The sequence below is a fragment of the Psychromonas sp. genome, from assembly GCF_047632955.1.
Classification (GTDB): domain Bacteria; phylum Pseudomonadota; class Gammaproteobacteria; order Enterobacterales; family Psychromonadaceae; genus Psychromonas.
On the sequence record NZ_JBLIED010000011.1, the window covers coordinates 80,417 to 102,129 of the forward strand.

The window sequence follows — 21,713 nt, forward strand, 5'->3', positions numbered from 1 at the left end:
TACTATGTCTGATAATGAATATAAAGTGGAAAAAGAGCAAATGTTTGAAATAGTCAGTGATGAACATGAACAACAAGCTGTTATCAAGGTGGTCGGCATAGGCGGCGGCGGTGGTAATGCTATTAATTACATGATCGAAAAAGGCTTGTCGGGTGCAGAGTTTATTGCCATGAATACCGATGCTCAAGCATTACGGTCATCAAAAGCTGATATTCGTTTGCAACTTGGGGCGGGTATCACCAATGGACTCGGCGCTGGAGCAAATCCGGAAATCGGGTACAAATCTGCCTTAGAAGATAAAGACCGAATTCGTGAAATACTAACCGGTGCAGACGTGGTTTTTATTGCTGCAGGTATGGGCGGTGGCACAGGCACAGGGGCTTCCCCCGTTGTTACTGAGATTGCTAAAGAACTGGGCGCTTTGACTATTGGCGTGGTTTCTAAACCTTCTACATTTGAAGGTAAAAAACGTATTAATTATGCCAATCAAGGGATTGAACGCTTGTCTGAACATATTGATTCATTGCTGATCATTCCGAATGATAAACTGCAAAAATCATTACCGCGCGGGGTTTCATTCTTAGATGCATTAAGCGCTGCAAATGGCGTGTTATACGATGCCGTATCTGGCTTTTCTGCCATAATTAATAATGAAGAAAGTACCATCAATATTGACTTTGCTGATGTTCGAACAGTAATGACAGAAGCTGGTACGACAGCGGTAATGGGAATTGGTGTGGCTTCCGGCGAAGAGCGTGCAGAAGAGGCTGTTGAAAAAGCTATCTCTTGTCCGCTACTTGAGGATGTTGATCTTTCAAATGCCCGTGGTGTGTTAGTGCACATAGTGGCCGGCTTAGACTTCAGCTGGGATGAATATCATATTGTTGGTGATGCACTGAAAGAGTTTGCTTCCGATGACTCGCAAATTATTTTCGGCGTGACAGTCAATCCTGAAATTGATAGCGGGGAATTACATGTGACTGTTATTGTGACCGGTCTTGGGGAGCGAAAATCAGAAGTTTCTGTGGTTAAAATTCCGACGCCGAAGGTTGAATCGCCAGCGCCGGAGATTGCCAGCGAACCAGCGCCAGCAGAAGAGAGCGCAAGTGCCGCAAAACCGGAAGGAAATTACTTGGATATTCCAGCCTTTTTACGTAAACAGGCTGATTAATAATTATTACCAGTTTGCGATATTTATCACAAACTGGTAAAATTCCAAGTATTAGATACGCTGAAGCGGCGTAGGGGGAATAATGATTAAACAAAGAACACTTAAGAAGAGCGTCAAGTCGATAGGTATTGGTCTGCACTCTGGTAATAAGGTGACGATTGAATTTCACCCTGCACCGGCGAATACTGGTATTGTCTACCGTCGAACCGATCTCGATCCTATTGTCAGTTTTAAAGCACATGCACAAGCTGTCCAAGAAACGCTTTTATGTACCTGTTTGGTCAACGATCAGGGCCAAAAAATATCCACAGTAGAACATCTTTCTGCTGCACTTGCCGGGTTGGGCATTGATAATATCATTATCGATGTTGACGCCCCTGAAATTCCAATTATGGATGGCAGTGCAAGTCCTTTTATTTTTCTCCTGCAATCTGCGGGTATTGAAGAACTGAACAGTCCTAAAAAATTCATTCGTGTTAAAAAGACCGTACGAGTTGAAGATGAAAAAGAGGGAAAATGGGCTGAATTACAACCCTCGAATAAAGGCTTCAGTTTAGATTTTAAAATCGACTTTGATCATCCTGTTTTTGAAGGTCAAAACCAGCATATAGAGATGGATTTTTCCGGTGACCTTTTTGTAAAAGAGATCAGTCGCGCTAGAACCTTTGGTTTTATGAAAAGTGTAGAATATTTACAATCAAATAATTTAGCCTTAGGGGCTAGCTTGGATAACGCGATCGGTTTAGACGAGTTTCGAGTCTTAAATCCTGATGGTTTGCGTTATGAAGACGAATTTGTAAAACATAAAGTGCTGGATGCTATTGGTGACCTTTATCTTTCTGGTTACACTATTTTAGGCCATCTTAAAGCCTTTAAAACCGGGCATGCCCTTAATAATCAACTGTTGTGTGCTTTACTAGCAGACCAGGAGGCTTGGGAAATGGTCACCTTTGAAGAGCCGGTAAGTGAATCCCCCATTCAATACGTCTCTCCTGTTTTTGCCCTCTAAATAAAAAAACCTTTAGTTTTCTAAAGGTTTTTTTTTGTGGTTTTTTAGCAACCTATTTTTTAGAATATTTAGCTAAGGAGCGTAAGGCTTTTTGCAATCCGGGTTCAGCATCTTCAGCCAAGGCTAAAAATGATTCTGCAACATCAGCGGGTATTTTACTTGCTCGTTTAATGTTCTTTTTCGGCGGCTTATGTTGCGTTTTGCGGGTGCTAGACAGGGCCGGATTTACCTTGATTTTGATTCTTAATAGAGATGGGACCCGTTGGCGTAATAAGGTCAAAAGCTCAGTCCGCATAAATTGCAAGCGCATCATCCATGTTGCATCCGGGATTTCTATAAGCAAGCTCCCATTTTGTAAACTTCCTATCCTACATCCGGGGATATTATGTTGTTTCAAATGCCTTTGTAGTAAACTGTTAAGCGCCATGATAAGGACTACATCATGCTGCAAACCGCTTTTATTCAATAACGAAGAAACGGATTTTGGTTGTCGGGTTCTATTCATTAATTTCATCATTGTGAAGACACAATGGTCAGTATAGCGGTTATCTATTCAAGTAAGGAAACAGATTCTATGTTTTTAATGATAAAATAAAATCCTGCTGATTTCTTTTTGTAGATCAGATAGATAAAAATGTATTTAAGGGCTTGAAATTACAAAAAATAATCTCCATCTCTTGTAATTAAAGGTCATTTCAGTAGAGATGAATTATCGGGTTGCTATTCAGGCGTTTTCAAGTAATTTGGTATAAGTAATAATTTTATCAATGCGTAGTTTTAAATAAGAGTTACTGGTTTTCAAAAGTGGTGTTGCTGGAAAACGGGTTTACGTTAAAATTTTAATTTTTATAGAATGAGAAAGTGAAATGATTACAGGGCTAATAACAAAAATAATAGGCAGTCGTAATGACCGTTATTTGAAAAAACTGCGTAAAGTAGTAGATGAAATTAATAAGTTAGAACCACAAATACAAGCGCTGTCGGATGCAGAATTAAAAGCAAAAACAGCCGAGTTTAAAGAGCGTGTCGCATCGGGTGAAAGCCTGGACAGCATTTTGGTTGAGGCTTTCGCCGTGGTGCGTAATGCCTCTGAGCGCGTCTTTGGTATGCGCCAATTTGATGTGCAGTTAATTGGCGGAATGGTCTTAAATGACAATAAAATTGCCGAAATGCGTACCGGTGAAGGTAAAACATTAACGGCGACATTGCCAGCTTATCTTAATGCACTGACCAGTAAAGGCGTGCATATTATAACGGTAAATGATTATCTTGCCAGTCGTGATGCCAAGTGGAATGCTCAACTTTTTGAATTTTTAGGGCTAACTGTTGGTATTAATATCTCGGGTATGTCGGGCGATGAAAAACGCGCAGCTTACGCCGCTGATATCACTTATGGTACCAATAATGAATTTGGTTTTGATTACCTGCGCGATAATATGGCCTTTGAAGCGCAGCAGCGTGTTATGCGCCCGTTACACTATGCCATTATCGATGAAGTTGACTCAATATTAATTGATGAAGCAAGAACGCCGCTGATTATCTCCGGCCCGACCGATGGTGATTCTACCCTATATACTGAGTTGAATACTGTTATCCCGATGTTAACTAAACAGGATAAAGAAGATACCGAGGATTATATAGGCGAAGGCGATTTTACTGTTGATGAAAAAAATAAACAGGTTTTACTCACCGAACGTGGTCAGGAAAAAGTAGAGCTTATTCTACAAGAGCGTGGTTTACTTGATCAAAACCAATCACTCTATTCAGCTGCCAGTATTAGTTTATTACACCATGTCAATGCCGCCTTGCGTGCGCATACCCTATTTGAAAAAGATGTTGAATATATCGTCACCGAAAAGGGCGAAGTTGTTATTGTTGATGAGCACTCCGGACGTACAATGCCCGGTCGTCGTTGGTCTGAAGGGTTACATCAGGCGGTAGAAGCCAAAGAAGGTGTACAAATTCAAAATGAGAACCAAACATTAGCCTCGATCACTTTCCAAAACTATTTCCGTCTGTATACCAAACTGGCCGGTATGACCGGTACTGCTGATACTGAAGCATTTGAATTCCAGTCTATTTATGGTTTAGAAACGATCGTGGTTCCAACCAATCAACCAATGATCCGCAAAGATGGCGGAGACTTGGTTTATTTAACGGAACAGGAAAAATATCAAGCTATTGTCGATGACATTAAACCGCGTTTGGAGAAAGGGCAACCTATCCTGGTCGGTACTGTGTCTATTGAACACTCTGAGTTATTATCCAACTTAATGGATAAAGCAAAAATAAAACACAGCGTGTTAAACGCTAAGTTTCATGCTAAAGAAGCGGATATTATTGCTCAGGCAGGGGCGTTAGGTATTGTCACTATTGCAACAAACATGGCAGGACGAGGTACCGATATCGTTCTGGGCGGTCACTTGCAGGCTCGTTTGGATAAGTTAGGCGAGTTGACTCCCGAGCAAACTGAAGCTGAAAAAAATCTTTGGAAAGAGGAACATCAAAAAGTATTAGATGCGGGTGGCTTATATATTATCGGTACCGAGCGGCACGAATCTCGTCGTATTGATAACCAACTGCGTGGTCGTTCCGGACGGCAGGGCGATCCTGGCGAAAGCCGTTTCTATTTATCAATGGAAGACGCTCTGATGCGTATTTTTGCTTCAGAAAAAGTGTCTAATATGATGAAAAAATTGGGCATGGAGAAGGGCGAGGCCATTGAGCACCCTTGGGTCTCTCGTGCGATTGAGAATGCGCAGCGTAAAGTCGAAGGTCGAAACTTCGATATGCGTAAATCTCTTCTTGATTTTGATGATGTGGCTAATGAACAACGTAAAGTTGTTTATCAGCAGCGTAACGGTGTGATGGACAGTGAAGAGATCACTGATACTATTGAGCAAATCTGGGATGATGTGTTTAATAGTTGTGCTAATGAATATGTTCCCCCCCATTCACTCACTGAACAGTGGGATCTTGAAGGGTTAGAGCGTCGTTTAAAAACTGATTTTCTAGTGGATTCACCTGTTCAGCAATGGTTAATTGATGATGCTAACCTGCAGGAAGAAAACATTCGTGAAAAAATTGTTGAGCATGCCAAATCTTCATACCTTGCGAAGAAAGAACAGGTCGGTCCAGAAATTATTGCAGGTTTCGAAAAATCTGTAATGCTACAGACAATTGATACCTTGTGGAAAGAGCACCTTGCTGCAATGGATCATTTACGCCAGGGTATTCATTTACGTGGTTATGCACAAAAGGATCCTAAACAGGAATACAAACGTGAGTCATTCGAGTTGTTTTTACAAATGCTGGAAAACTTAAAGCATGATGTTGTGGTTATCCTTTCTAAAGTGCAAGTGCAGTCAAAGGACGAGGCTGATGCTATTCAAGAGCAGCGTCGTCAGGCTGAAGCAGAGGCTCAACATCAAATGCAGCATGCGCAGGCAAATCAGGGTGAAATAGTTCCCGAAGAAAACAGCAGCCGCGATGAAACTTTTGTACGTAACGAGAAAAAAGTGGGGCGCAATGAACCCTGTCCCTGCGGCTCTGGTAAAAAATACAAACAGTGCCATGGTAAACTTGCCTAGTTTGTCTTAAGATTTCACGGTTATAAAAAGGCTCTTTTAGAAGAGCCTTTTTTTATGGATTTAAAAGGACTGTTATGAAAAATATTGACATTAGTATTGCCATTGTAAAAAATTCACAAGATTTGTTTTTAATCTGTTTACGTCCTGATGATGTGCACCAGGGTGGAAAGTGGGAGTTTCCCGGCGGAAAAATTAACAAAAATGAAAGTGCAGAGCAGGCGATGTTAAGAGAATTAAAGGAAGAAGTCGGCATAACAGCGCTTGGCTATTGTTTGTTAGAAACAACCTTTTTTGATTATGGAGATAAGCAGTTAAATCTTAATTTTTTTCTGGTTAGTCAATTTACCGGTGAAGCCTTGGCTCAAGAGGGGCAAAGCATGCGCTGGGTTGAAAAAGCAGAATTACATAATTATTCATTTCCCGATGCCAATGCAGCGATTATAAAAAAACTGTAAGCCTTTAATTTTTAATAAGAGTCTCTGATACGCATAAAGCTTGCAAAGCGGGGAACATGGTTTTTTGTTTTTCCGACATACTTATAAGTAATTGTCGCGCCTATGGGCGGCGGGTTTTCACGTTCGAGATCCGAGAATCCCGTGCCAATTTTGAATTTAATCCCGTCTTTTGTTTCAACCAGCAGCGCGCCAAGCCTGCCTGTATTCCTGCCTTTACCTGAGAGATGTTGAATAACAACCGCTTCAGCATCTTCATATTTTTTTAATTTCATTAAATCTTTACTGCGTTTAGCCTGATGATAAGCGCTTCCTCTATGCAGCATTAAACCTTCGCCACCCTTGACCAGAACCTCTTCTAATAATAATTGTAACTGCTCATTATTTTCAATTCGTTGCTGCTTAATCATTTTTAGGTAAGCTGACTCACTTGAGTTAATTAATTTTTCCATTTGTTGCAGGCGGGAGGTGAAATCAGCGTCAGAGGCTGGCAGGTCAAAGATCATAAAAGAGATTTTTTGCCACTCTCGGTCAATGGGATGCTGTTTACGTGTGATTCCTGAAACTTGTTCAAATTGCTGACGATCAATCCACAATTCGCCAGATAACGGTTGCTGCGGGAAATTTTTAATAAACCACTGCGGTGCATTAAAAATATTACCCTGTTTAGAGATGAGCTGCTTACCGTCCCAGTAGGCTCGCACACCATCCAATTTTTCACTTACCCAATACTCCTGGATATTAATATCTTGGTGATAAATCGTAGCAAGTTGAATCGGTGGTGGTAAGGTTTTGTTGGCGTGGGATAACGCAGAAAAAAGACAAAGTAAAAAAAACAACGTTTTGTATGACATAAAAACCCCCTAAACAGTGTAACAAGCTTAGGGCGGTTTTTAATAAATACAAACTAGTCTATAAAACGCATCGATAAATCAATGGCACGTACGTGTTTGGTTAAAGCACCTACGGAAATATAATCCACGCCCGTTTGGGCATAGGGAAGGATCGTTTTGCTGTCAACATTGCCTGAAACTTCTAACTTTGCAGTTGAGTTTGGTATTTTACTATTAATTGCCACGGCTTCCAGCATCATTGCAATACTGAAATTATCTAACATAATACGCTCTGCCCGCGCATCTAATGCTTGTTTTAGTTCCGCAATAGATTCCACTTCTACTTCAACCAATCGTTCCGGGTGTTGGGTTTTAGCCATCTTAACTGCCGCATCAATGCCGCCACAGGCCATAATATGGTTTTCTTTAATTAAGTATGCGTCATACAAACCAATCCTGTGGTTCAAACCTCCACCACATAATACGGCATATTTAGAGGCATTACGTAAACCGGGTAAGGTTTTACGGGTATCGAGTAATTTACAATCTGTTTCTTTGATTAAATCCGCATAGTATTTAACTTTAGTTGCAATGCCCGACAATGTTTGTATAAAATTAAGCGCGCTGCGTTCACCCGTTAATAAAGTACGGGCAGCCCCTTCAAGGCTAAATAATTGGCTATTGGCTTCAACAAAATCACCATCTTTGACAAACCAAGTTATTTTTACTTGATTTCCCAGTTGGCGGAAAATTTCTTCGGTCCATGCTTTGCCACAAAAAACCGCATCTTCACGTGTTATCACAATCGCTTTAGCTTGTTTACCATCAGGAATTAAATTCGCTGTGATATCACCTTCAAGAGGAGAGAGGCCGTTTAAATCTTCATCTAACGCGATTTTGACACTCTGAATTATTTCTTGTGCAACCATGCTGAATTTCCATTAACAATAAAAAAACAAATATTACCTTAATGCATTGTTAATACCAATGTTCTAAAGTGACTACTCTTATAAATAATAAAAATAAATCTAACCTATACCTAAATTACTTGAAGATGTATCTTCAGTAATTTGCGTATAAAGGAATCTTATGACATTAATTATCGGTTTAACAGGCGGCATTGGTAGCGGGAAGTCAACGGTATCCGGTTTTTTTTCTGAATTAGGCATTGAGATTATTGATGCGGATATTGTGGCCCGGCAAGTTGTTGAAAAGGGGCAACTGGCATTGCAAAAAATTGAGCAGCACTTTGGCCGTGAGGTACTGACAAAGGGGGATCTCAATCGCGCTTTTTTACGCCGGCTTATTTTTGAAAATGAACAGGAAAAAGTATGGCTGAATAATTTACTGCATCCTCTTATTCGCGCTCGAATAGTTGAGCAATTGGCTAAGGCTAAGGGAGATTATATACTCCTGGAAGCCCCTTTATTATTTGAAAATAATATAGATAGATTAACCGATTATGATGTGGTTGTTGATGCTGACCCTGCTGTTCAGGTAAAAAGAGCCTGTGCGCGGGATGGTGGGGATGAAGAGGTTATTTATGCTATCATTGCCAGTCAAATAGACAGGCAGACTCGCCTGGGGAAAGCGGATTATATTATCGATAACAGTCACCTTTCCCTGCCTGAATTAAAAAAGAGAGTGCAGCTGCTGGATGCTCAATTTCGCAAATTGAAAAACTAATCAAATAACAGACATTTGTTTCTGTTTGCCTTATTTTGCTGTATTGTTACCATTTTTTGTGGAGATATTTAGATAAAAATGATTGCTTTTGAATACCCTCTGAATGAGAAAAATCGTAGTTATTTACGGTTTGAATTTCTCTTCTCTCAGCTTAAAATGAGCATCTCTTTTGAGCATGTTAATGACTCGACTATTTTTTTTAAAGCCCTGTTGGAATTGGTCGAATTAGCTGAACGTAGCGATATTCGCCATGATCTAATTAAAGACTTACGTTCGTTGTCTGAGCAGATGAGAAAGTGGTTAAACCATGATCAAGTGGATCAGAAAACCGTGACTGATTTAATTTCAGAAATTGAGGAACTCATTCATGCCGTACTTATTCTGCCGAAACAACTGCGTTTCTTTAAAACCAACCGTTTTTTAACCTCTTTAAAACAACGCTTTTTTATTCCGGGTGGTACCTGTAATTTTGATTTACCACAGTTCCATTTTTGGTTGGCCTCTGATCTGGGAAAACGCCAGCAGGATGCGCAATCCTGGTTCAGCCATTTTACCAGTTTAGAAAAAGCATTAACCTTATTTTTAAAAATAAAGCGTTCTCAAGCTGTTGCCACAATGCAGACAGCTAAAAATGGTTTTTATCAGGCGGAAGTTGAAAAATGCGGTTTTATCGTTGTCAAAGTAGATAAAAAACAGGGAGTTTATCCTGTTATAAGTGGACATAACCAGCGTTATTCGATTCGCTTTATGAGTGCCAAAAGTGAAACCAATACCTTAGACAGTATTGAGTTTGAGCAAATGTGTTGCTAGGCGTTTTAAATTGCTAGGAGTTTTATATGATAGTTAACTGCCCAACCTGTAAAAAAGAAGTTGAATGGATAATTGAAAGTGCTCATCGTCCATTTTGTTGTAAACGTTGTCAACTGATCGATCTTGGTGAATGGGCTTTTGAAGAGAAAGTCATTAAAGGTGAGTCTGTCAGTCCCGAAAATATGCCCGCAAATAAAAGCATTTATTTTGATTCGTAAAAGGTGGAATAATTGTTATGTCAGTTAATGAATTTTTGAATAAAATAAAAACTCAGCCGCAGGAGATTAGTTTCTCCGAGGTATTGGATTTGATTGAAAAAAATTATAATTTTAGCGAAACTGCCTTTGAAAATGGTCCGCATTTAAATTTAGCGGGTCAAAACTCCGGTTCATGTAAGATCTTCTCTTTTGCAAAATTAGCAGATTTAACGGCAGCACAAACACTGGCATGTTTTGGAGATTATTACCGGGAAGATGTTTTACAACATCCGCAGGCAACAGATCATCAAAATATTCGTCAATTTATGATTTCCGGCTGGCAGGGCATTAATTTCACTTCTCAGGCACTTTATAAAAAATAAAGTACTTAACAGCCTCATTAAGATGATCTTCTTAGGGCTGTTAAGACTCTATGTCGCCATTAACCGCCGGCCAATTTCACCTTGTGATTTTTTTGCTCTAAAAAAAGTTTAACAATTTCTCGCTGGTCACCCTGAATCTCTATCACAAAATCTTTAACGCAGCCCCCTGTTCCGGTGCGTTTTTTGATCTCTTTGGCAAGTGCTTTTAATGCTTTTTCATCCAATTCCAGCCCTTTGATTAAGGTGACTCCCTTGCCCTTGCGTCCTTTAGTTTCGCGATGAATGCGAATAATACCATCACCTTTAGCCGCTTTTTTTTCAATTTTTGGCTTATCAATCTTCCCTCCGTCGGTCGAATAAACAAGATTAAGGTCGTTGAAGTTCATATGAATTCCTATTCTCTACATTGTGTGAGCTTAAGTTTACCAGAGTCTTTTTTAAATACTGTAAATATAATGATCTAGAACATTGAATGGAGCAGGGCTTTGTATTAACATTAAATCTAAATGATAATAATTAACATTTGCGGTTTGTATTAAGATTTAAAAGGGGTTAGAAATGGTTTTATCGGATCTGGAAGTAGGGCAAACGGCCAATATCGTTAATATGCAGGATATGGAGCCGGTGATGCGTAAAAAGCTGCTCAACTTAGGCTTTTTACCGAAAGCCAAAATTAAACTATTACGTTTAGCGCCAATGGGGGATCCCCTCGCTATTCGCTGCGCAAACAATAATATTGCCCTGCGCAAAATGTTAGCCAGTCAAATTGAGGTGGAGTTGTCCGTATGACATTAACTGTCGCCACTATTGGTAACCCAAATTCAGGTAAAACGTCATTATTTAATGCATTAACCGGTGCCAATCAGCATGTTGGCAACTGGAGTGGTGTAACGGTCGAAAAAAAAATAGGCTATTTTAATGTAGATCGTGACTGTGAAGTTCAGGTAATCGATTTACCCGGTATTTATAGTCTTGATTACGATCCGGACGGAAACTCGCTTGATGAGCGTGTGGCCTTTGAATATATTATGAAAAATAGCCCGGATTTGCTACTTAATGTGATTGATGCCGGTAATTTGGAACGCAGTTTATACCTTACCCTGCAACTTAAAGAGCTTGGTTTACCGGTCGTTGCGGTGCTAAATAAAATGGATGTTGCGGACAAAAAACAATTAGTCATTGATGAACAATGTATTAGTAAAATATTAGACTGCCCGGTGATTAGTTTATCTGCCCATGATAAAAATGCGGTGCAGCAGCTTAAAAACAAACTGCAGGCTTTTAACCGACAAGTATCGACTGCCCCTATTAAACTGGATTACGGTGAAACTCTGGAGGCAGTGATTGATCAGGCAACTGTTTTGTTAGCAACGGTTGAGCACAGACTTGAAAATCGCGGATTAGCAATCAAACTGTTAGAAAATGACCAAAGCATCACAGAACTTTTTTCGCCCCAGCAAAACCAGGCACTTTCAAAAACAAAGTTAGCTGCCACTATTGATATCGACCTTCAGGTAGCCGATACACGCTACAGTTTTATCTACGAGCTTTCGCAACAGGCGGTACGTTTACAGGGACATTTAGGCAGAAGCATCACCGAGAAGATTGATGCACTTACCTTAAACAGGTTTACCGGCATTCCCTTCTTTTTATTGGTTATGTACCTGATGTTTATGTTTTCAATTAATATCGGCAGTGCCTTTGTTGATTTCTTTGATATTACTGCGGGTGCTATTTTTGTTGATGGCAGTGCACAGTTATTAAGCGCTGTTTCAGCCCCCGAATGGTTAATTAATGTATTAGCTTACGGTGTTGGTAACGGTATACAAACCGTGATGACCTTTATTCCAGTTATCGGCTGTTTATACCTGTTTTTAGCCGTATTAGAAAGCTCAGGTTATCTCGCTCGTGCCGCATTTGTGATCGATAAGGGCATGCAGTATCTCGGTCTGCCCGGAAAATCATTTGTGCCTATGATTGTGGGTTTTGGTTGTACCGTGCCCGCGGTGATGGCCACTCGCACACTTGAAAAAGAACGCGAACGTTTGTTGACGGTTATTATGTCTCCGTTTATGTCATGCGGAGCACGTTTACCGGTGTATGCGCTGTTTGCCAGTGCTTTCTTTCCTGAAAATGGTCAGAACATTGTCTTTTCACTCTACCTGATCGGTATTTTAGTAGCTGTTATAACCGGTTATATTTTAAGTCATACCATTTTACCGGGTAAAAGTGAAAATCTACTCTTAGAATTACCCGATTATGAACTGCCAAAATTAAAAAATACTTTCATTAAAACATGGCAAAAAATGAAAGGTTTTGTACTGGGAGCCGGGAAAACCATCATCCTGGTAGTAACACTGTTGAATGTGATTAACTCGGTCGGTGTAGACGGCAGCTTTGGCCATCAGGATAGTGATCAGTCACTACTGAGCAAGGGTGCTAAAATTATTACGCCGGTATTGTCGCCGCTGGGCATTACCCAGGATAACTGGCCGGCAACATTGGGTATTGTCACCGGGATATTTGCTAAAGAAGCGATAGTCGGGACTTTAAATAACCTTTATTCAACTCAGTCCGGTGAAGTGGAGGTGGAATTAACCCTGCTTGAAAAACTCAATAGCGCACTGCAAACCATCCCTGAAAATTTATTAGGTATTAATATTAGAGATCCGCTGGGACTCGGTGTGGGGGAGACCACAAATTTAGCGCTAGCTGCACAAGAGCAGGGAGTTGATCTTACTATTTACCGCAATATTCAAAAGGCTTTTGTCAGCAAAGAAGCGGCTTTTGCTTATCTGTTATTTATCTTGTTGTATGCACCCTGCGCGGCGGCAATGGGGGCTATAGTGCGTGAGGTGGGCATTGTTTGGGCACGTTTTATTGCGGTATGGTCAACGGCAGCCGCTTATATTATTTCCGTTTGTTATTACCAGGTAATGACCTTCATGGAGCATCCGCTAAGTAGCTTGATGTATTTAATGCTATCAGCGATGGTCATTCTTTGCGTATTTTACGGCCTTAACCGCAAAGGAAATGTATTAGCGGCAGTACAATTAAAGGTTCTTTACTCATGATTTTATCGACCATTGCAGAATATGTAAAAAATGCCGGACGCGTTGAAGAAAAACAGCTGCTTAAACACTTCCACTTAAGAGTCGAAGGGTTATCACCTATGATGGCGGTTTTATTAAAACGCGGGAAAATTCAGAAAACGATTAATCAAAGAGGAGAAAAGCTGCCCCCTGAAATTTATTACAGCTGGTCAGAAAAACAACAAATACCCATGTTGACAGTTGTTTAAACAGAAAAATAGATTTTTCATCGGGAAATGCTTTTTTATTTGTTATTTTCGCCCTAGCCAAATGCGTTTAACCTTTGTACAATCCTTTCCCTGATTTTGATCATATCCGGGCTGTTAACCTTTCGATGCTGTAAGGTCAACGGCACCTGGCAGTATTGAGTAATTTATTGTTGTTAACGAGGCTTTCATGAATATAAAAAAAGTAAACCTACTGAATTTGAACCGCGAAGGTTTACGTGCATTTTTTGTCGAATTGGGTGAAAAACCCTTTCGTGCTGAGCAAGTAATGAAATGGATTTATCATTATGGTTGTGAAGATTTTGACCAGATGAGTAACGTTAATAAAAAACTACGTGAAAAATTAAAAGAATGCGCAGAAATTGTTGCACCGCAGGTTAAAGTCGAACAGCGCAGTAATGATGGTACGATAAAATGGGCGATGACGGTCGGCGACCAAGAAGTTGAGGCTGTCTATATTCCCGAAAAAGATCGTGCGACTTTGTGCGTTTCTTCACAGGTAGGTTGTGCGTTAGCCTGTAACTTCTGCTCAACTGCCCAGCAGGGATTTAACCGTAATTTAAGCGTCAGTGAAATTATAGGCCAGGTTTGGCGTGCCGCTAAAATTGTCGGAGTGATGGGGGAAAGTGGTAAGCGTCCTATTACTAATGTGGTCATGATGGGAATGGGTGAGCCGTTACTTAATCTTAATAATGTCATCCCCGCCATGGAGTTGATGTTAGATGACTTTGGTTATGCACTTTCAAAACGTCGTGTCACCATCTCAACCTCGGGCGTTGTCCCGGCGCTTGATATTTTAGGCGACCGCATTGATGTTTCTCTGGCGATTTCATTGCATGCTGCAAACGATACATTGCGCTCGCAAATGATGCCCATTAACGACAAGTATAATATTGCTGATTTCTTAGCGGGTGTGAAACGTTATATCGAAAAATCCAAGGCTAACCGTGGTAAAGTGACGATAGAGTATTTGTTGCTGGATCACTTTAACGATTCGACCGATCAAGCTCATGAATTGGCCATTTTACTTAAAGATACACCTTGTAAGATAAACCTTATTCCTTTTAACCCCTTCCCGGGTAATGATTACCAAAAACCAAGCAACAGCCGGGTGGATCGTTTTAATAAAGTGTTAATGGAATACGGATATACGGTGATCGTTCGGAAAACGCGTGGTGATGATATTGATGCCGCCTGCGGGCAACTCGTCGGGGATGTAATTGATCGCACTAAACGCACTATGAAAAAACGCCTGCAGGGTGAAAATATCGCTATTAATCAGGGATAATTGATTTTCTATTGCCATTGGGTAACTTAGTTGTAGCACATTAAGATAGCTGTTTCCCGCCTTTTACGGCGGGAGACAACCGAGTAGCGTCAGTGCTTACAATAGTTAAAAAGAGCAGGTCACTCTTTGTATATTGTCTTCTGTTTGCTTATTCGGGCTTTCCTCTGAATTTGTACCTTGAAGTCAAGTAGTGTTACAAGTAAACTCAATAGCTTGATCTTCTTAAGTATAAGCTGCCTGACCTTCCATAAAGGTATTAAAAGGAATGCAATAGTCAGCATTTTAGGTCACAATACGACCACTTTTTGTGAACATTTTAGATCTTTAAAATGAGTACATTATTACCTTGGTGTGTAGATTAACTAGCATCATTTTAAGGAATATATGCGTCAAACTTTCGTTTCTATTTTGCTCTTATTGGTCTTGTCGGCCTGTACTTCCAGTGCAACTACAACCACCACAAGAAATTCTGCTGTGGGTCAAAAAATGTCATTGGACAAAAAGAGTGCATCCGCAATACGCGTTAAACTTGCGCTCGTTTATTTAGAAAACAAGCAGATGCAGCTAGCGAAAGTGAACCTTGAAAAAGCCTTGTCATACCAGCCCGAAGATGCCAATGTTTACCGTGTTTTTGCTCATTATTATGAAGCCGTTAATGAAATTGAAAAAGCGGAAAAGATGTATAAAAAGTCCCTGTCTCTGGATCGTAATAATTCGGAAACTTACGATAACTACGGTACTTTTTTGTGTCAGCAAAAGCGTTACGATGAAGCAGAAAATGCATTTTTAACGGCACTTTCACAGAACCATCATAGCAATGTTGCAGATATCTATGAGAATGCAGGATTGTGTGTTGAACAAATAAACCAGCTAGATAAAGCACTATTTTATTACCAATCTTCCCTTTCACATAATCCGAATAAATTATATTTGAATCTTTCACTGGCAAGAATAAATATTACTCAAAAAAATTATAAAGAGGCACAGTTAAATTTATTCAATTATCAAAAACCAAATGGACACTCTGCGGAGAGTTTATGGCAATGGATTCGCTTAAGCTATGTGACTGGAAATGATGCAAGTCTGAATAAATATGCCGGAATATTATTAGAAACATTCCCAGAATCCCATCAAGCATTAGATTATTTAAATCATGGATATTATGAATAACGACACAACTAAAATTATCTCCCCACTGGGCCTCGCACTGCATAATGCTCGATTAAAAGCTTCATTATCTGTCGAACAGGTTGCCAAGCTTTTGAATTTAAACGAGAGCGCAGTAAAAGAATTAGAAGACGATGTCTCTGCTTTGATTGAAAGTGGCAAATATGTGCCTATCTATCTGCGAGGGTACCTTGCTAACTATGCAAAAGTAGTTGCTTTAAAGTCCTTAGATGAATTTGTTGAGTACCAACAACTTTCCAAAAATCAGGCGTGCCATGCAAGCATTAGAGCGACGGCTAGCATGGCGCCTGCTGCCAAAAAGAGACTAATACCTTTGTGGCTGTTAGTGCTTTTGCTGTTAATCGCCATACTGGCCACAGTGCTCGTTAAGCAGTCAGGTTTTTTTGCCGCAGCAGAGTCGGCTGCACCAGCTGAAAGCAGCAAAGGTGTTGAAAATAAACCCTTCAACCCTATTGATCAAAATGAGCAAAATGATCAGACCTTGCCTGAATTAGAACAGTCAACCGAGCTCGAAGCGGTTGAGCAAATTAGTCCTGAGGCAGTCATTGAAAGCGCCGTCGATGAAAGTAGTAGTGCAGATGAAATCATCAGTGCTGACACAAGTGTTGCCGTCGAAAAGAATGAGCCGATTGCAGAGCCGCCAACGGCTGTTGCTGAGTCTCTGGATTTATCTTTCAGCGCAGATTGTTGGACGGTCATCTTTGATGCAACGGGTAAACGTTTGGCTTTTGGTCTGTACAAAAATAATGACACTTTGTCACTTGAAGGAATCGCACCCTTTAAAATGAAATTAGGTGCTCCAAGTGCCGTTGACATAAAATATCAAGATAAAATAATCGAACGTGCTTTTACTGCGGGACAAGCGCTGGAGTTTTATATTCCGGCATAAGCTCAGGTTCGAGCAGAATAAATCTGTATAGAAAGCAACTCCCAAACCGGCTAATGAAACAGTTGAATAGTTGACTTTTTCTTTGAAAGTGAAGATAACGTCGCAGCGGTTTGAGGGAGAATATCATTATCGCGTGAAGCGTTTTTTAAACAGTGGTCTATCAGCAAAGAGTAATACTATTATGAGCCATCCTTCTTCAATTGTACGCCGTGTATCGAAACAGATAATGGTGGGTAATGTACCTGTTGGTGGAGATGCGCCCATTACAGTGCAATCTATGACCAACACCTTGACCACTGACGTTGCCGCCACCGTTGCGCAAATCAGACGCTTAGAAGCGGTTGGTGCAGACATGGTGCGCGTTTCCGTGCCGACCATGAATGCTGCGGAGGCTTTTCGAGAAATTAAAGCCTTAAGCAATATCCCTTTGATAGCCGATATCCACTTTGATTATCGTATCGCCCTGAAAGTCGCCGAATATGGCGTTGATTGCCTGCGCATTAACCCCGGTAATATTGGTAATGAACGGCGCATTCGCAGCGTTGTTGACTGCGCGCGTGATTATAATATTCCTATTCGGATTGGCGTAAACGGTGGTTCACTGGAAGCTGATATTCAGGAAAAATACGGAGAGCCAACGGCACAAGCGCTGGTTGATTCGGCATTACGTCATGTGGATATTTTAGACCGGCTTAATTTTGACCAATTTAAAGTGAGCGTAAAAGCCTCGGATGCATGGCTTGCGGTTGAATCATATCAATTGCTTGCAAAACAGATAAACCAACCACTGCATTTAGGGATCACCGAAGCCGGGGGACTGCGCAGCGGTTCGGTTAAATCTGCCGTTGGCTTAGGCATGTTACTTGCTCAGGGCATAGGTGATACCCTGCGTGTCTCTCTGGCCGCTGATCCTGTAGAAGAAATTAAAGTGGGTTTTGATATTTTAAAATCATTACGTATTCGCAGCCGCGGAATTAATTTTATTGCCTGTCCAACCTGTTCGCGTCAAGAATTTGATGTTATTGCGACGGTCAATGCACTAGAGCAGCGTCTTGAGGATATCGTCATGCCAATGGATGTGTCTATTATCGGTTGTGTTGTCAACGGGCCGGGAGAAGCATTAATTTCTGATTTGGGCATTACTGGGGGTAAAAACAAAAGTGGTTTTTACGAAGATGGCGTGCGTCAGCGGGATCGTTTCGATAATAATGATGTGATTGATCAGCTTGAGGCTAAAATTCGAGCGCGTGTCAGCCGCACGGATCAGAGCAACATCATCCTAAAAGTGTAACTAATTCGAGCCGGCCTGTTATTTGTTAAACAATAACGGGCTTTTTTATAAGTTATTCAATGAGATATTACAAATTATCTGAGAAACCCGGCTGCATGGTTCCATCTAATTTGAAAAGTCCTTATAATGACTCATTATTTTATTCTCAACTGTATGCGGAAATCATTGTGGCAAAAAAGATCCAAGCAATTCGTGGCATGAACGATACCCTTCCTGAACAAACACCGGTTTGGCAAAAATTAGAGTCATTATTTAGACAAGTCGTGAGCAGTTACGGTTACTCTGAAATACGTATGCCAATTGTCGAAAATACCAATCTTTTTAAACGCTCAATCGGAGAAGTAACCGATATCGTTGAAAAAGAGATGTATACTTTTGCCGATCGTAACGGCGACAGCTTAACCTTGCGTCCTGAAGGGACAGCATCCTGCGTGCGTGCCGGTAACGAGCATGGCTTATTATATAATCAGGAACGCCGTTTATGGTACACCGGCCCGATGTTCAGGCATGAACGTCCGCAAAAAGGACGTTACCGTCAATTTCATCAATTTGGTGTGGAAACCTTTGGCATAGCCAGTGCCGACATTGACGCGGAAGTTATTTTACTTTCTGCGCGTTTGTGGAAATCTCTGGGAATCTTTAACGATGTAGAACTGCAGTTGAACTCTTTAGGCTCTAACGAAGCGCGTCTTTTATACAAAGAGGCATTAGTTGTCTATTTATCGGCTCATGTTGAACAGTTGGATGAAGACAGCAAGCGCCGTATGCAGAGCAATCCATTACGTGTTCTTGACAGTAAAAATCCTGATGTTCAAGCGTTATTAGTCGATGCGCCGAAACTGTCTGAATATCTTGATGACGAATCTGTCGAGCACTTTGCGCAACTGCAAAAATATCTTGATGCGGCAGGTATTAAATATGTAATTAATGAGCGCTTAGTGCGTGGTTTAGATTATTATAATCGTACTGTCTTTGAGTGGGTAACCACAAGTCTTGGATCGCAAGGTACAATCTGCGCGGGTGGACGTTATGATGGTCTGGTTGAACAACTCGGGGGTAAAGCAACACCCGCGGTCGGTTTTGCAATGGGTCTGGAAAGAATTATCCTGATGCTGGAAACACTGGCATTAAATGAGGATGTTAAAAAAGACGTCGATATATACAGCATAGTGGTTGGCGAAGGTGCTAATATTGCCGGTTTTAAAATGGCAGAACTGATTCGAACTGCGTTGCCTGAACTGAAAATGATGCACCATTGCGGCGCGGGTAACTTCAAAAAACAAATGAAACGGGCCGATAAAAGCGGCGCTCGTTTGGCGTTGATCATTGCTGAAAGTGAGCTAGAGAGTGGTTGTGTCACAATTAAAGACTTACAGGGTCAATTTGAGCAACAAAGCGTTGCAATGAGTGAGCTAATTAAGGTACTACCTGGCTATTTTAAATAATTTATAACAAGGAATAACACGTGGTTGATATTATTGAAGGTTACGAAACAGAAGAACAGCAGGTTGATGCCATTAAAGGCTGGTGGAAAGAAAACGGCAATACATTAATGATTGCTGCCGTTGTCGGTCTGGCCGGACTGTGGGGCTGGCGTTTTTATAACGACTCGCTGCTCAGCGGACAGGAAGAAGCTTCGCAGGCTTATTCTGACATGTTAGTTAAGTTTGAAAGCAAAGATGCGGCAGCCGGACTTGATGATATCAAAGCCTTTGTGGCGGACAACCAGGATAATAACTACGGTGTGTTAGCCGCTTTACTGCTTGCCAAAGAAGCGGTACAGCAAAAAGATTTTGCGCTTGCTAAAACCCAATTTGTCCAACTGCAATCACAAAATGAATACGCACCACTCGATAATATTATCAATTTACGCTTAGCCCGCGTAGAAGCGCAACTGGGCGAAAATCAACAGGCCTTAGGCACTTTGGCATTAATTACAGAACCGAGTTTTTTAGCGAAAGCTAATCAAGTCAAAGGGGGTGTATATGTGCAGATGGGTGATACTGAAAATGCGCGCGCTGCATTTCAGAATGCGGTGAATGCAAGCCAGGGAAATGTTGGGCCTCTTTTACAATTACAATTTGATGATCTTGCGACAGTTGCCGATAAAACGGTTGCTGCCCCAATTCTTGAAACTGAAAAATAGATTGAGATATCAGATGAAAAAATGGCTTAAATGTATTGCTGTTATTTCTGGAGCAGCTTTTTTATTAACCGGTTGTTCGCTTTTTAATAGCGAAGAAGATGTTGTGACGATGGCTGAATTGCCTGTATTTGAAGCTTCCTATCAACCCAAGATTAGCTGGCAAAAAAGTGTCGGTAACGGTATTGATAAATATTATTCACAATTACAACCTGCCGTTGATTCAGAAGCCATTTATGCCGCTTCCCGTGCAGGAAAAGTCAAAGCTTTTACGCTGGGCGAAGGTAAATCACTTTGGTCAAATGATTTTAGTGAATATAAAGATAATCAATTAAACCGTTCAGCACGCTTCTCCGGCGGTATCACGGTGGCGTTAGATACCCTGTTTATCGGCACTGAAAATGCGCAAGTTTTAGCGATTGATAAAAACACCGGTAAATTAAAATGGTTATCTACGGTCAGCGGTGAAGTGCTTGCCAAACCCGTTTATGCCAACGGTAAAATTGTTGTCCATACGAGCCGTGGAGATTTGATTGCTTTAGACAGCCAAACCGGCGAAGAACTTTGGACTCTGAGAAATAAACAGCCTAATTTAACATTACGCGGCAGTTCTGCTCCTTCCGTTTCTCAAGGAGGGATTATTTACGGCCGGGCTGATGGGTTTGTTTCAGCGGCGTTACTCGAGACCGGTCAGGCATTGTGGCAACTGCCCATCGCTCGTCCCTATGGTGCAACTGAATTAGACCGTATTGTCGATGTTGATATGCAACCTGTGATCTCCAACGGTGAGGTTTTTGCACTCGCTTATAACGGCAATTTAACGGCCATTGATCTGCTCAAAGGTGAACAGCTCTGGTCAACTAAATATTCTGGTTTTAATAATATTACGTTATCGGGTAACAGCCTTTATTTAACGGATTATCGCGGCTGGGTGTATGCGGTTGACCGTCGCAGCGGCGCTCAGATTTGGGTAAACGAGCAACTCTCTTACCGAAATGTCAGCGGCGTGACTGTTGCTAATGAGTATCTGGTTGTTGGTGACGGGGAAGGTTACCTGCACTGGCTGGATCGTGATACCGGAGAGTTTGTTGCGCAACAGAAAATTGACTCCGATGGGTTATATAAAGAGCCGATAGCCACAGAAACACACCTCTATTTGCTCTCCCGCAGTGGTAAATTAGTTGCGATTGAAAAACCATCGATAAATGTAGAATAATTCCTTTAATTTTTACTGTATACTGTCAGCCCCTTGCATTTATTGCGGAGGGGTTTTTTTTGTTTTATAGGATTGAAATATGTTACCAGTCGTCGCTTTAGTTGGCCGCCCAAATGTGGGCAAATCAACTTTATTTAACCGCTTAACTCGTACGCGTGATGCATTAGTCGCGGATTTTCCAGGTTTAACGCGAGATCGTAAATACGGTCAGGCGAAAATCGATGAACATGAATTTATCGTTATTGATA

23 protein-coding genes are annotated in these 21,713 nt (G+C 41.0%); 19 read left to right on the top strand and 4 right to left on the bottom strand.

The features are described 5' to 3' along the window. The first annotated feature begins 4 nt into the window (after nt 1-4). Together ftsZ and lpxC are read left to right on the top strand one after the other, a co-directional pair. A complete protein-coding gene (gene ftsZ, locus ACJAZP_RS09260) occupies nt 5-1,171 on the top strand; it encodes a cell division protein FtsZ (RefSeq protein ID WP_415230456.1) in 1,167 nt (388 codons plus the stop codon). Nucleotides 1,172-1,253: 82 nt separating this feature from the next. Then, nucleotides 1,254-2,180 (top strand): UDP-3-O-acyl-N-acetylglucosamine deacetylase, encoded by a 927-nt coding sequence (gene lpxC, locus ACJAZP_RS09265; protein ID WP_415230457.1) that lies wholly within the window; start codon nt 1,254-1,256, stop codon nt 2,178-2,180. A gap of 52 nt (nt 2,181-2,232) precedes the next feature. On the opposite strand, the gene ACJAZP_RS09270 is transcribed toward lpxC, so the two are convergent. Further along, entirely contained in the window at nt 2,233-2,697 is a 465-nt protein-coding gene (locus ACJAZP_RS09270) for a DciA family protein (RefSeq protein ID WP_415230458.1), read from the bottom strand. Between the two features lie 349 nt (nt 2,698-3,046). Here ACJAZP_RS09270 and secA point away from each other — a divergent pair, with 349 nt between their 5' ends. Continuing rightward, entirely contained in the window at nt 3,047-5,770 is a 2,724-nt protein-coding gene (secA, locus tag ACJAZP_RS09275) for a preprotein translocase subunit SecA (RefSeq protein WP_415230459.1), read from the top strand. 74 nt (nt 5,771-5,844) lie between these two features. After that, nucleotides 5,845-6,225, top strand: a complete 381-nt coding sequence (mutT, locus tag ACJAZP_RS09280; RefSeq protein WP_415230460.1) for an 8-oxo-dGTP diphosphatase MutT — start codon at nt 5,845-5,847, stop codon at nt 6,223-6,225. 11 nt (nt 6,226-6,236) lie between these two features. Here the strand turns inward: mutT and ACJAZP_RS09285 are convergent, their stop codons facing one another. Both ACJAZP_RS09285 and nadC read right to left on the bottom strand, forming a co-directional pair. Further along, the gene (locus tag ACJAZP_RS09285) at nt 6,237-7,076 is read right to left on the bottom strand and encodes a DNA ligase (RefSeq protein WP_415230461.1); all 840 of its coding nucleotides are present in this window, start codon (nt 7,074-7,076) and stop codon (nt 6,237-6,239) included. A gap of 53 nt (nt 7,077-7,129) precedes the next feature. Further along, nucleotides 7,130-7,984: a carboxylating nicotinate-nucleotide diphosphorylase gene (gene nadC / locus ACJAZP_RS09290; RefSeq protein WP_415230462.1), complete on the bottom strand. Its 855-nt coding sequence runs from the start codon at nt 7,982-7,984 to the stop codon at nt 7,130-7,132. A gap of 160 nt (nt 7,985-8,144) precedes the next feature. Here nadC and coaE point away from each other — a divergent pair, with 160 nt between their 5' ends. From coaE to ACJAZP_RS09310, 4 genes are all read left to right on the top strand, one after another. Next, the gene (coaE, locus tag ACJAZP_RS09295; RefSeq protein ID WP_415230463.1) at nt 8,145-8,741 is read left to right on the top strand and encodes a dephospho-CoA kinase; all 597 of its coding nucleotides are present in this window, start codon (nt 8,145-8,147) and stop codon (nt 8,739-8,741) included. Nucleotides 8,742-8,819: 78 nt separating this feature from the next. After that, the gene (gene zapD / locus ACJAZP_RS09300) at nt 8,820-9,551 is read left to right on the top strand and encodes a cell division protein ZapD (RefSeq protein ID WP_415230464.1); all 732 of its coding nucleotides are present in this window, start codon (nt 8,820-8,822) and stop codon (nt 9,549-9,551) included. 26 nt (nt 9,552-9,577) lie between these two features. Next, nucleotides 9,578-9,769, top strand: a complete 192-nt coding sequence (yacG, locus tag ACJAZP_RS09305) for a DNA gyrase inhibitor YacG (RefSeq protein WP_415230465.1) — start codon at nt 9,578-9,580, stop codon at nt 9,767-9,769. Nucleotides 9,770-9,786: 17 nt separating this feature from the next. Continuing rightward, entirely contained in the window at nt 9,787-10,131 is a 345-nt protein-coding gene (locus tag ACJAZP_RS09310) for a HopJ type III effector protein (protein ID WP_415230466.1), read from the top strand. A gap of 59 nt (nt 10,132-10,190) precedes the next feature. Here the strand turns inward: ACJAZP_RS09310 and yciH are convergent, their stop codons facing one another. After that, entirely contained in the window at nt 10,191-10,517 is a 327-nt protein-coding gene (gene yciH, locus ACJAZP_RS09315) for a stress response translation initiation inhibitor YciH (protein WP_415230467.1), read from the bottom strand. Between the two features lie 172 nt (nt 10,518-10,689). Here yciH and ACJAZP_RS09320 point away from each other — a divergent pair, with 172 nt between their 5' ends. The 11 genes from ACJAZP_RS09320 to ACJAZP_RS09370 form a co-directional block, all read left to right on the top strand. Beyond that, nucleotides 10,690-10,920 carry a FeoA family protein gene (locus ACJAZP_RS09320; protein ID WP_415230468.1) on the top strand — a complete coding sequence of 77 codons (231 nt, stop codon included), beginning with the start codon at nt 10,690-10,692 and terminating at the stop codon, nt 10,918-10,920. Then, nucleotides 10,917-13,205 (top strand): Fe(2+) transporter permease subunit FeoB, encoded by a 2,289-nt coding sequence (gene feoB / locus ACJAZP_RS09325; protein ID WP_415230469.1) that lies wholly within the window; start codon nt 10,917-10,919, stop codon nt 13,203-13,205. The genes ACJAZP_RS09320 and feoB overlap by 4 nt, the downstream gene beginning before the upstream one ends. Continuing rightward, the gene (locus ACJAZP_RS09330) at nt 13,202-13,432 is read left to right on the top strand and encodes a FeoC-like transcriptional regulator (RefSeq protein WP_415230470.1); all 231 of its coding nucleotides are present in this window, start codon (nt 13,202-13,204) and stop codon (nt 13,430-13,432) included. Before feoB ends, ACJAZP_RS09330 begins: the two co-directional genes overlap by 4 nt. A gap of 187 nt (nt 13,433-13,619) precedes the next feature. Next, nucleotides 13,620-14,738, top strand: coding sequence for a bifunctional tRNA (adenosine(37)-C2)-methyltransferase TrmG/ribosomal RNA large subunit methyltransferase RlmN (locus tag ACJAZP_RS09335; protein ID WP_415230471.1), 1,119 nt, complete (start codon nt 13,620-13,622; stop codon nt 14,736-14,738). A 384-nt stretch (nt 14,739-15,122) separates the two neighbouring features. Then, nucleotides 15,123-15,908 carry a type IV pilus biogenesis/stability protein PilW gene (gene pilW, locus ACJAZP_RS09340; protein WP_415230472.1) on the top strand — a complete coding sequence of 262 codons (786 nt, stop codon included), beginning with the start codon at nt 15,123-15,125 and terminating at the stop codon, nt 15,906-15,908. Beyond that, nucleotides 15,901-16,815: a RodZ domain-containing protein gene (locus ACJAZP_RS09345; protein WP_415230473.1), complete on the top strand. Its 915-nt coding sequence runs from the start codon at nt 15,901-15,903 to the stop codon at nt 16,813-16,815. Before pilW ends, ACJAZP_RS09345 begins: the two co-directional genes overlap by 8 nt. Before the next feature lie 181 nt (nt 16,816-16,996). Then, nucleotides 16,997-18,106: a flavodoxin-dependent (E)-4-hydroxy-3-methylbut-2-enyl-diphosphate synthase gene (gene ispG / locus ACJAZP_RS09350; protein ID WP_415230474.1), complete on the top strand. Its 1,110-nt coding sequence runs from the start codon at nt 16,997-16,999 to the stop codon at nt 18,104-18,106. Between the two features lie 167 nt (nt 18,107-18,273). Beyond that, on the top strand, nt 18,274-19,551 hold the full coding sequence (hisS, locus tag ACJAZP_RS09355) for a histidine--tRNA ligase (protein WP_415230475.1): 1,278 nt from the start codon (nt 18,274-18,276) through the stop codon (nt 19,549-19,551). A 20-nt stretch (nt 19,552-19,571) separates the two neighbouring features. Then, nucleotides 19,572-20,252, top strand: coding sequence for a tetratricopeptide repeat protein (locus ACJAZP_RS09360; protein WP_415230476.1), 681 nt, complete (start codon nt 19,572-19,574; stop codon nt 20,250-20,252). Between the two features lie 13 nt (nt 20,253-20,265). Next, a complete protein-coding gene (gene bamB, locus ACJAZP_RS09365; protein ID WP_415230477.1) occupies nt 20,266-21,465 on the top strand; it encodes an outer membrane protein assembly factor BamB in 1,200 nt (399 codons plus the stop codon). A gap of 79 nt (nt 21,466-21,544) precedes the next feature. Further along, a partial coding sequence (locus tag ACJAZP_RS09370) for a GTPase (RefSeq protein WP_415230478.1) occupies nt 21,545-21,713 on the top strand: 169 nt, incomplete at its 3' end.

Bases quoted from the DNA above. Each gene is read 5' to 3' on its own strand.
- ftsZ (WP_415230456.1), top strand. From the start codon at position 5: ATGTCTGATAATGAATATAAAGTGGAAAAAGAGCAAATGTTTGAAATA.
- lpxC (WP_415230457.1), top strand. From the start codon at position 1,254: ATGATTAAACAAAGAACACTTAAGAAGAGCGTCAAGTCGATAGGTATT.
- ACJAZP_RS09270 (WP_415230458.1), bottom strand. From the start codon at position 2,697: ATGATGAAATTAATGAATAGAACCCGACAACCAAAATCCGTTTCTTCG.
- secA (WP_415230459.1), top strand. From the start codon at position 3,047: ATGATTACAGGGCTAATAACAAAAATAATAGGCAGTCGTAATGACCGT.
- mutT (WP_415230460.1), top strand. From the start codon at position 5,845: ATGAAAAATATTGACATTAGTATTGCCATTGTAAAAAATTCACAAGAT.
- ACJAZP_RS09285 (WP_415230461.1), bottom strand. From the start codon at position 7,076: ATGTCATACAAAACGTTGTTTTTTTTACTTTGTCTTTTTTCTGCGTTA.
- nadC (WP_415230462.1), bottom strand. From the start codon at position 7,984: ATGGTTGCACAAGAAATAATTCAGAGTGTCAAAATCGCGTTAGATGAA.
- coaE (WP_415230463.1), top strand. From the start codon at position 8,145: ATGACATTAATTATCGGTTTAACAGGCGGCATTGGTAGCGGGAAGTCA.
- zapD (WP_415230464.1), top strand. From the start codon at position 8,820: ATGATTGCTTTTGAATACCCTCTGAATGAGAAAAATCGTAGTTATTTA.
- yacG (WP_415230465.1), top strand. From the start codon at position 9,578: ATGATAGTTAACTGCCCAACCTGTAAAAAAGAAGTTGAATGGATAATT.
- ACJAZP_RS09310 (WP_415230466.1), top strand. From the start codon at position 9,787: ATGTCAGTTAATGAATTTTTGAATAAAATAAAAACTCAGCCGCAGGAG.
- yciH (WP_415230467.1), bottom strand. From the start codon at position 10,517: ATGAACTTCAACGACCTTAATCTTGTTTATTCGACCGACGGAGGGAAG.
- ACJAZP_RS09320 (WP_415230468.1), top strand. From the start codon at position 10,690: ATGGTTTTATCGGATCTGGAAGTAGGGCAAACGGCCAATATCGTTAAT.
- feoB (WP_415230469.1), top strand. From the start codon at position 10,917: ATGACATTAACTGTCGCCACTATTGGTAACCCAAATTCAGGTAAAACG.
- ACJAZP_RS09330 (WP_415230470.1), top strand. From the start codon at position 13,202: ATGATTTTATCGACCATTGCAGAATATGTAAAAAATGCCGGACGCGTT.
- ACJAZP_RS09335 (WP_415230471.1), top strand. From the start codon at position 13,620: ATGAATATAAAAAAAGTAAACCTACTGAATTTGAACCGCGAAGGTTTA.
- pilW (WP_415230472.1), top strand. From the start codon at position 15,123: ATGCGTCAAACTTTCGTTTCTATTTTGCTCTTATTGGTCTTGTCGGCC.
- ACJAZP_RS09345 (WP_415230473.1), top strand. From the start codon at position 15,901: ATGAATAACGACACAACTAAAATTATCTCCCCACTGGGCCTCGCACTG.
- ispG (WP_415230474.1), top strand. From the start codon at position 16,997: ATGAGCCATCCTTCTTCAATTGTACGCCGTGTATCGAAACAGATAATG.
- bamB (WP_415230477.1), top strand. From the start codon at position 20,266: ATGAAAAAATGGCTTAAATGTATTGCTGTTATTTCTGGAGCAGCTTTT.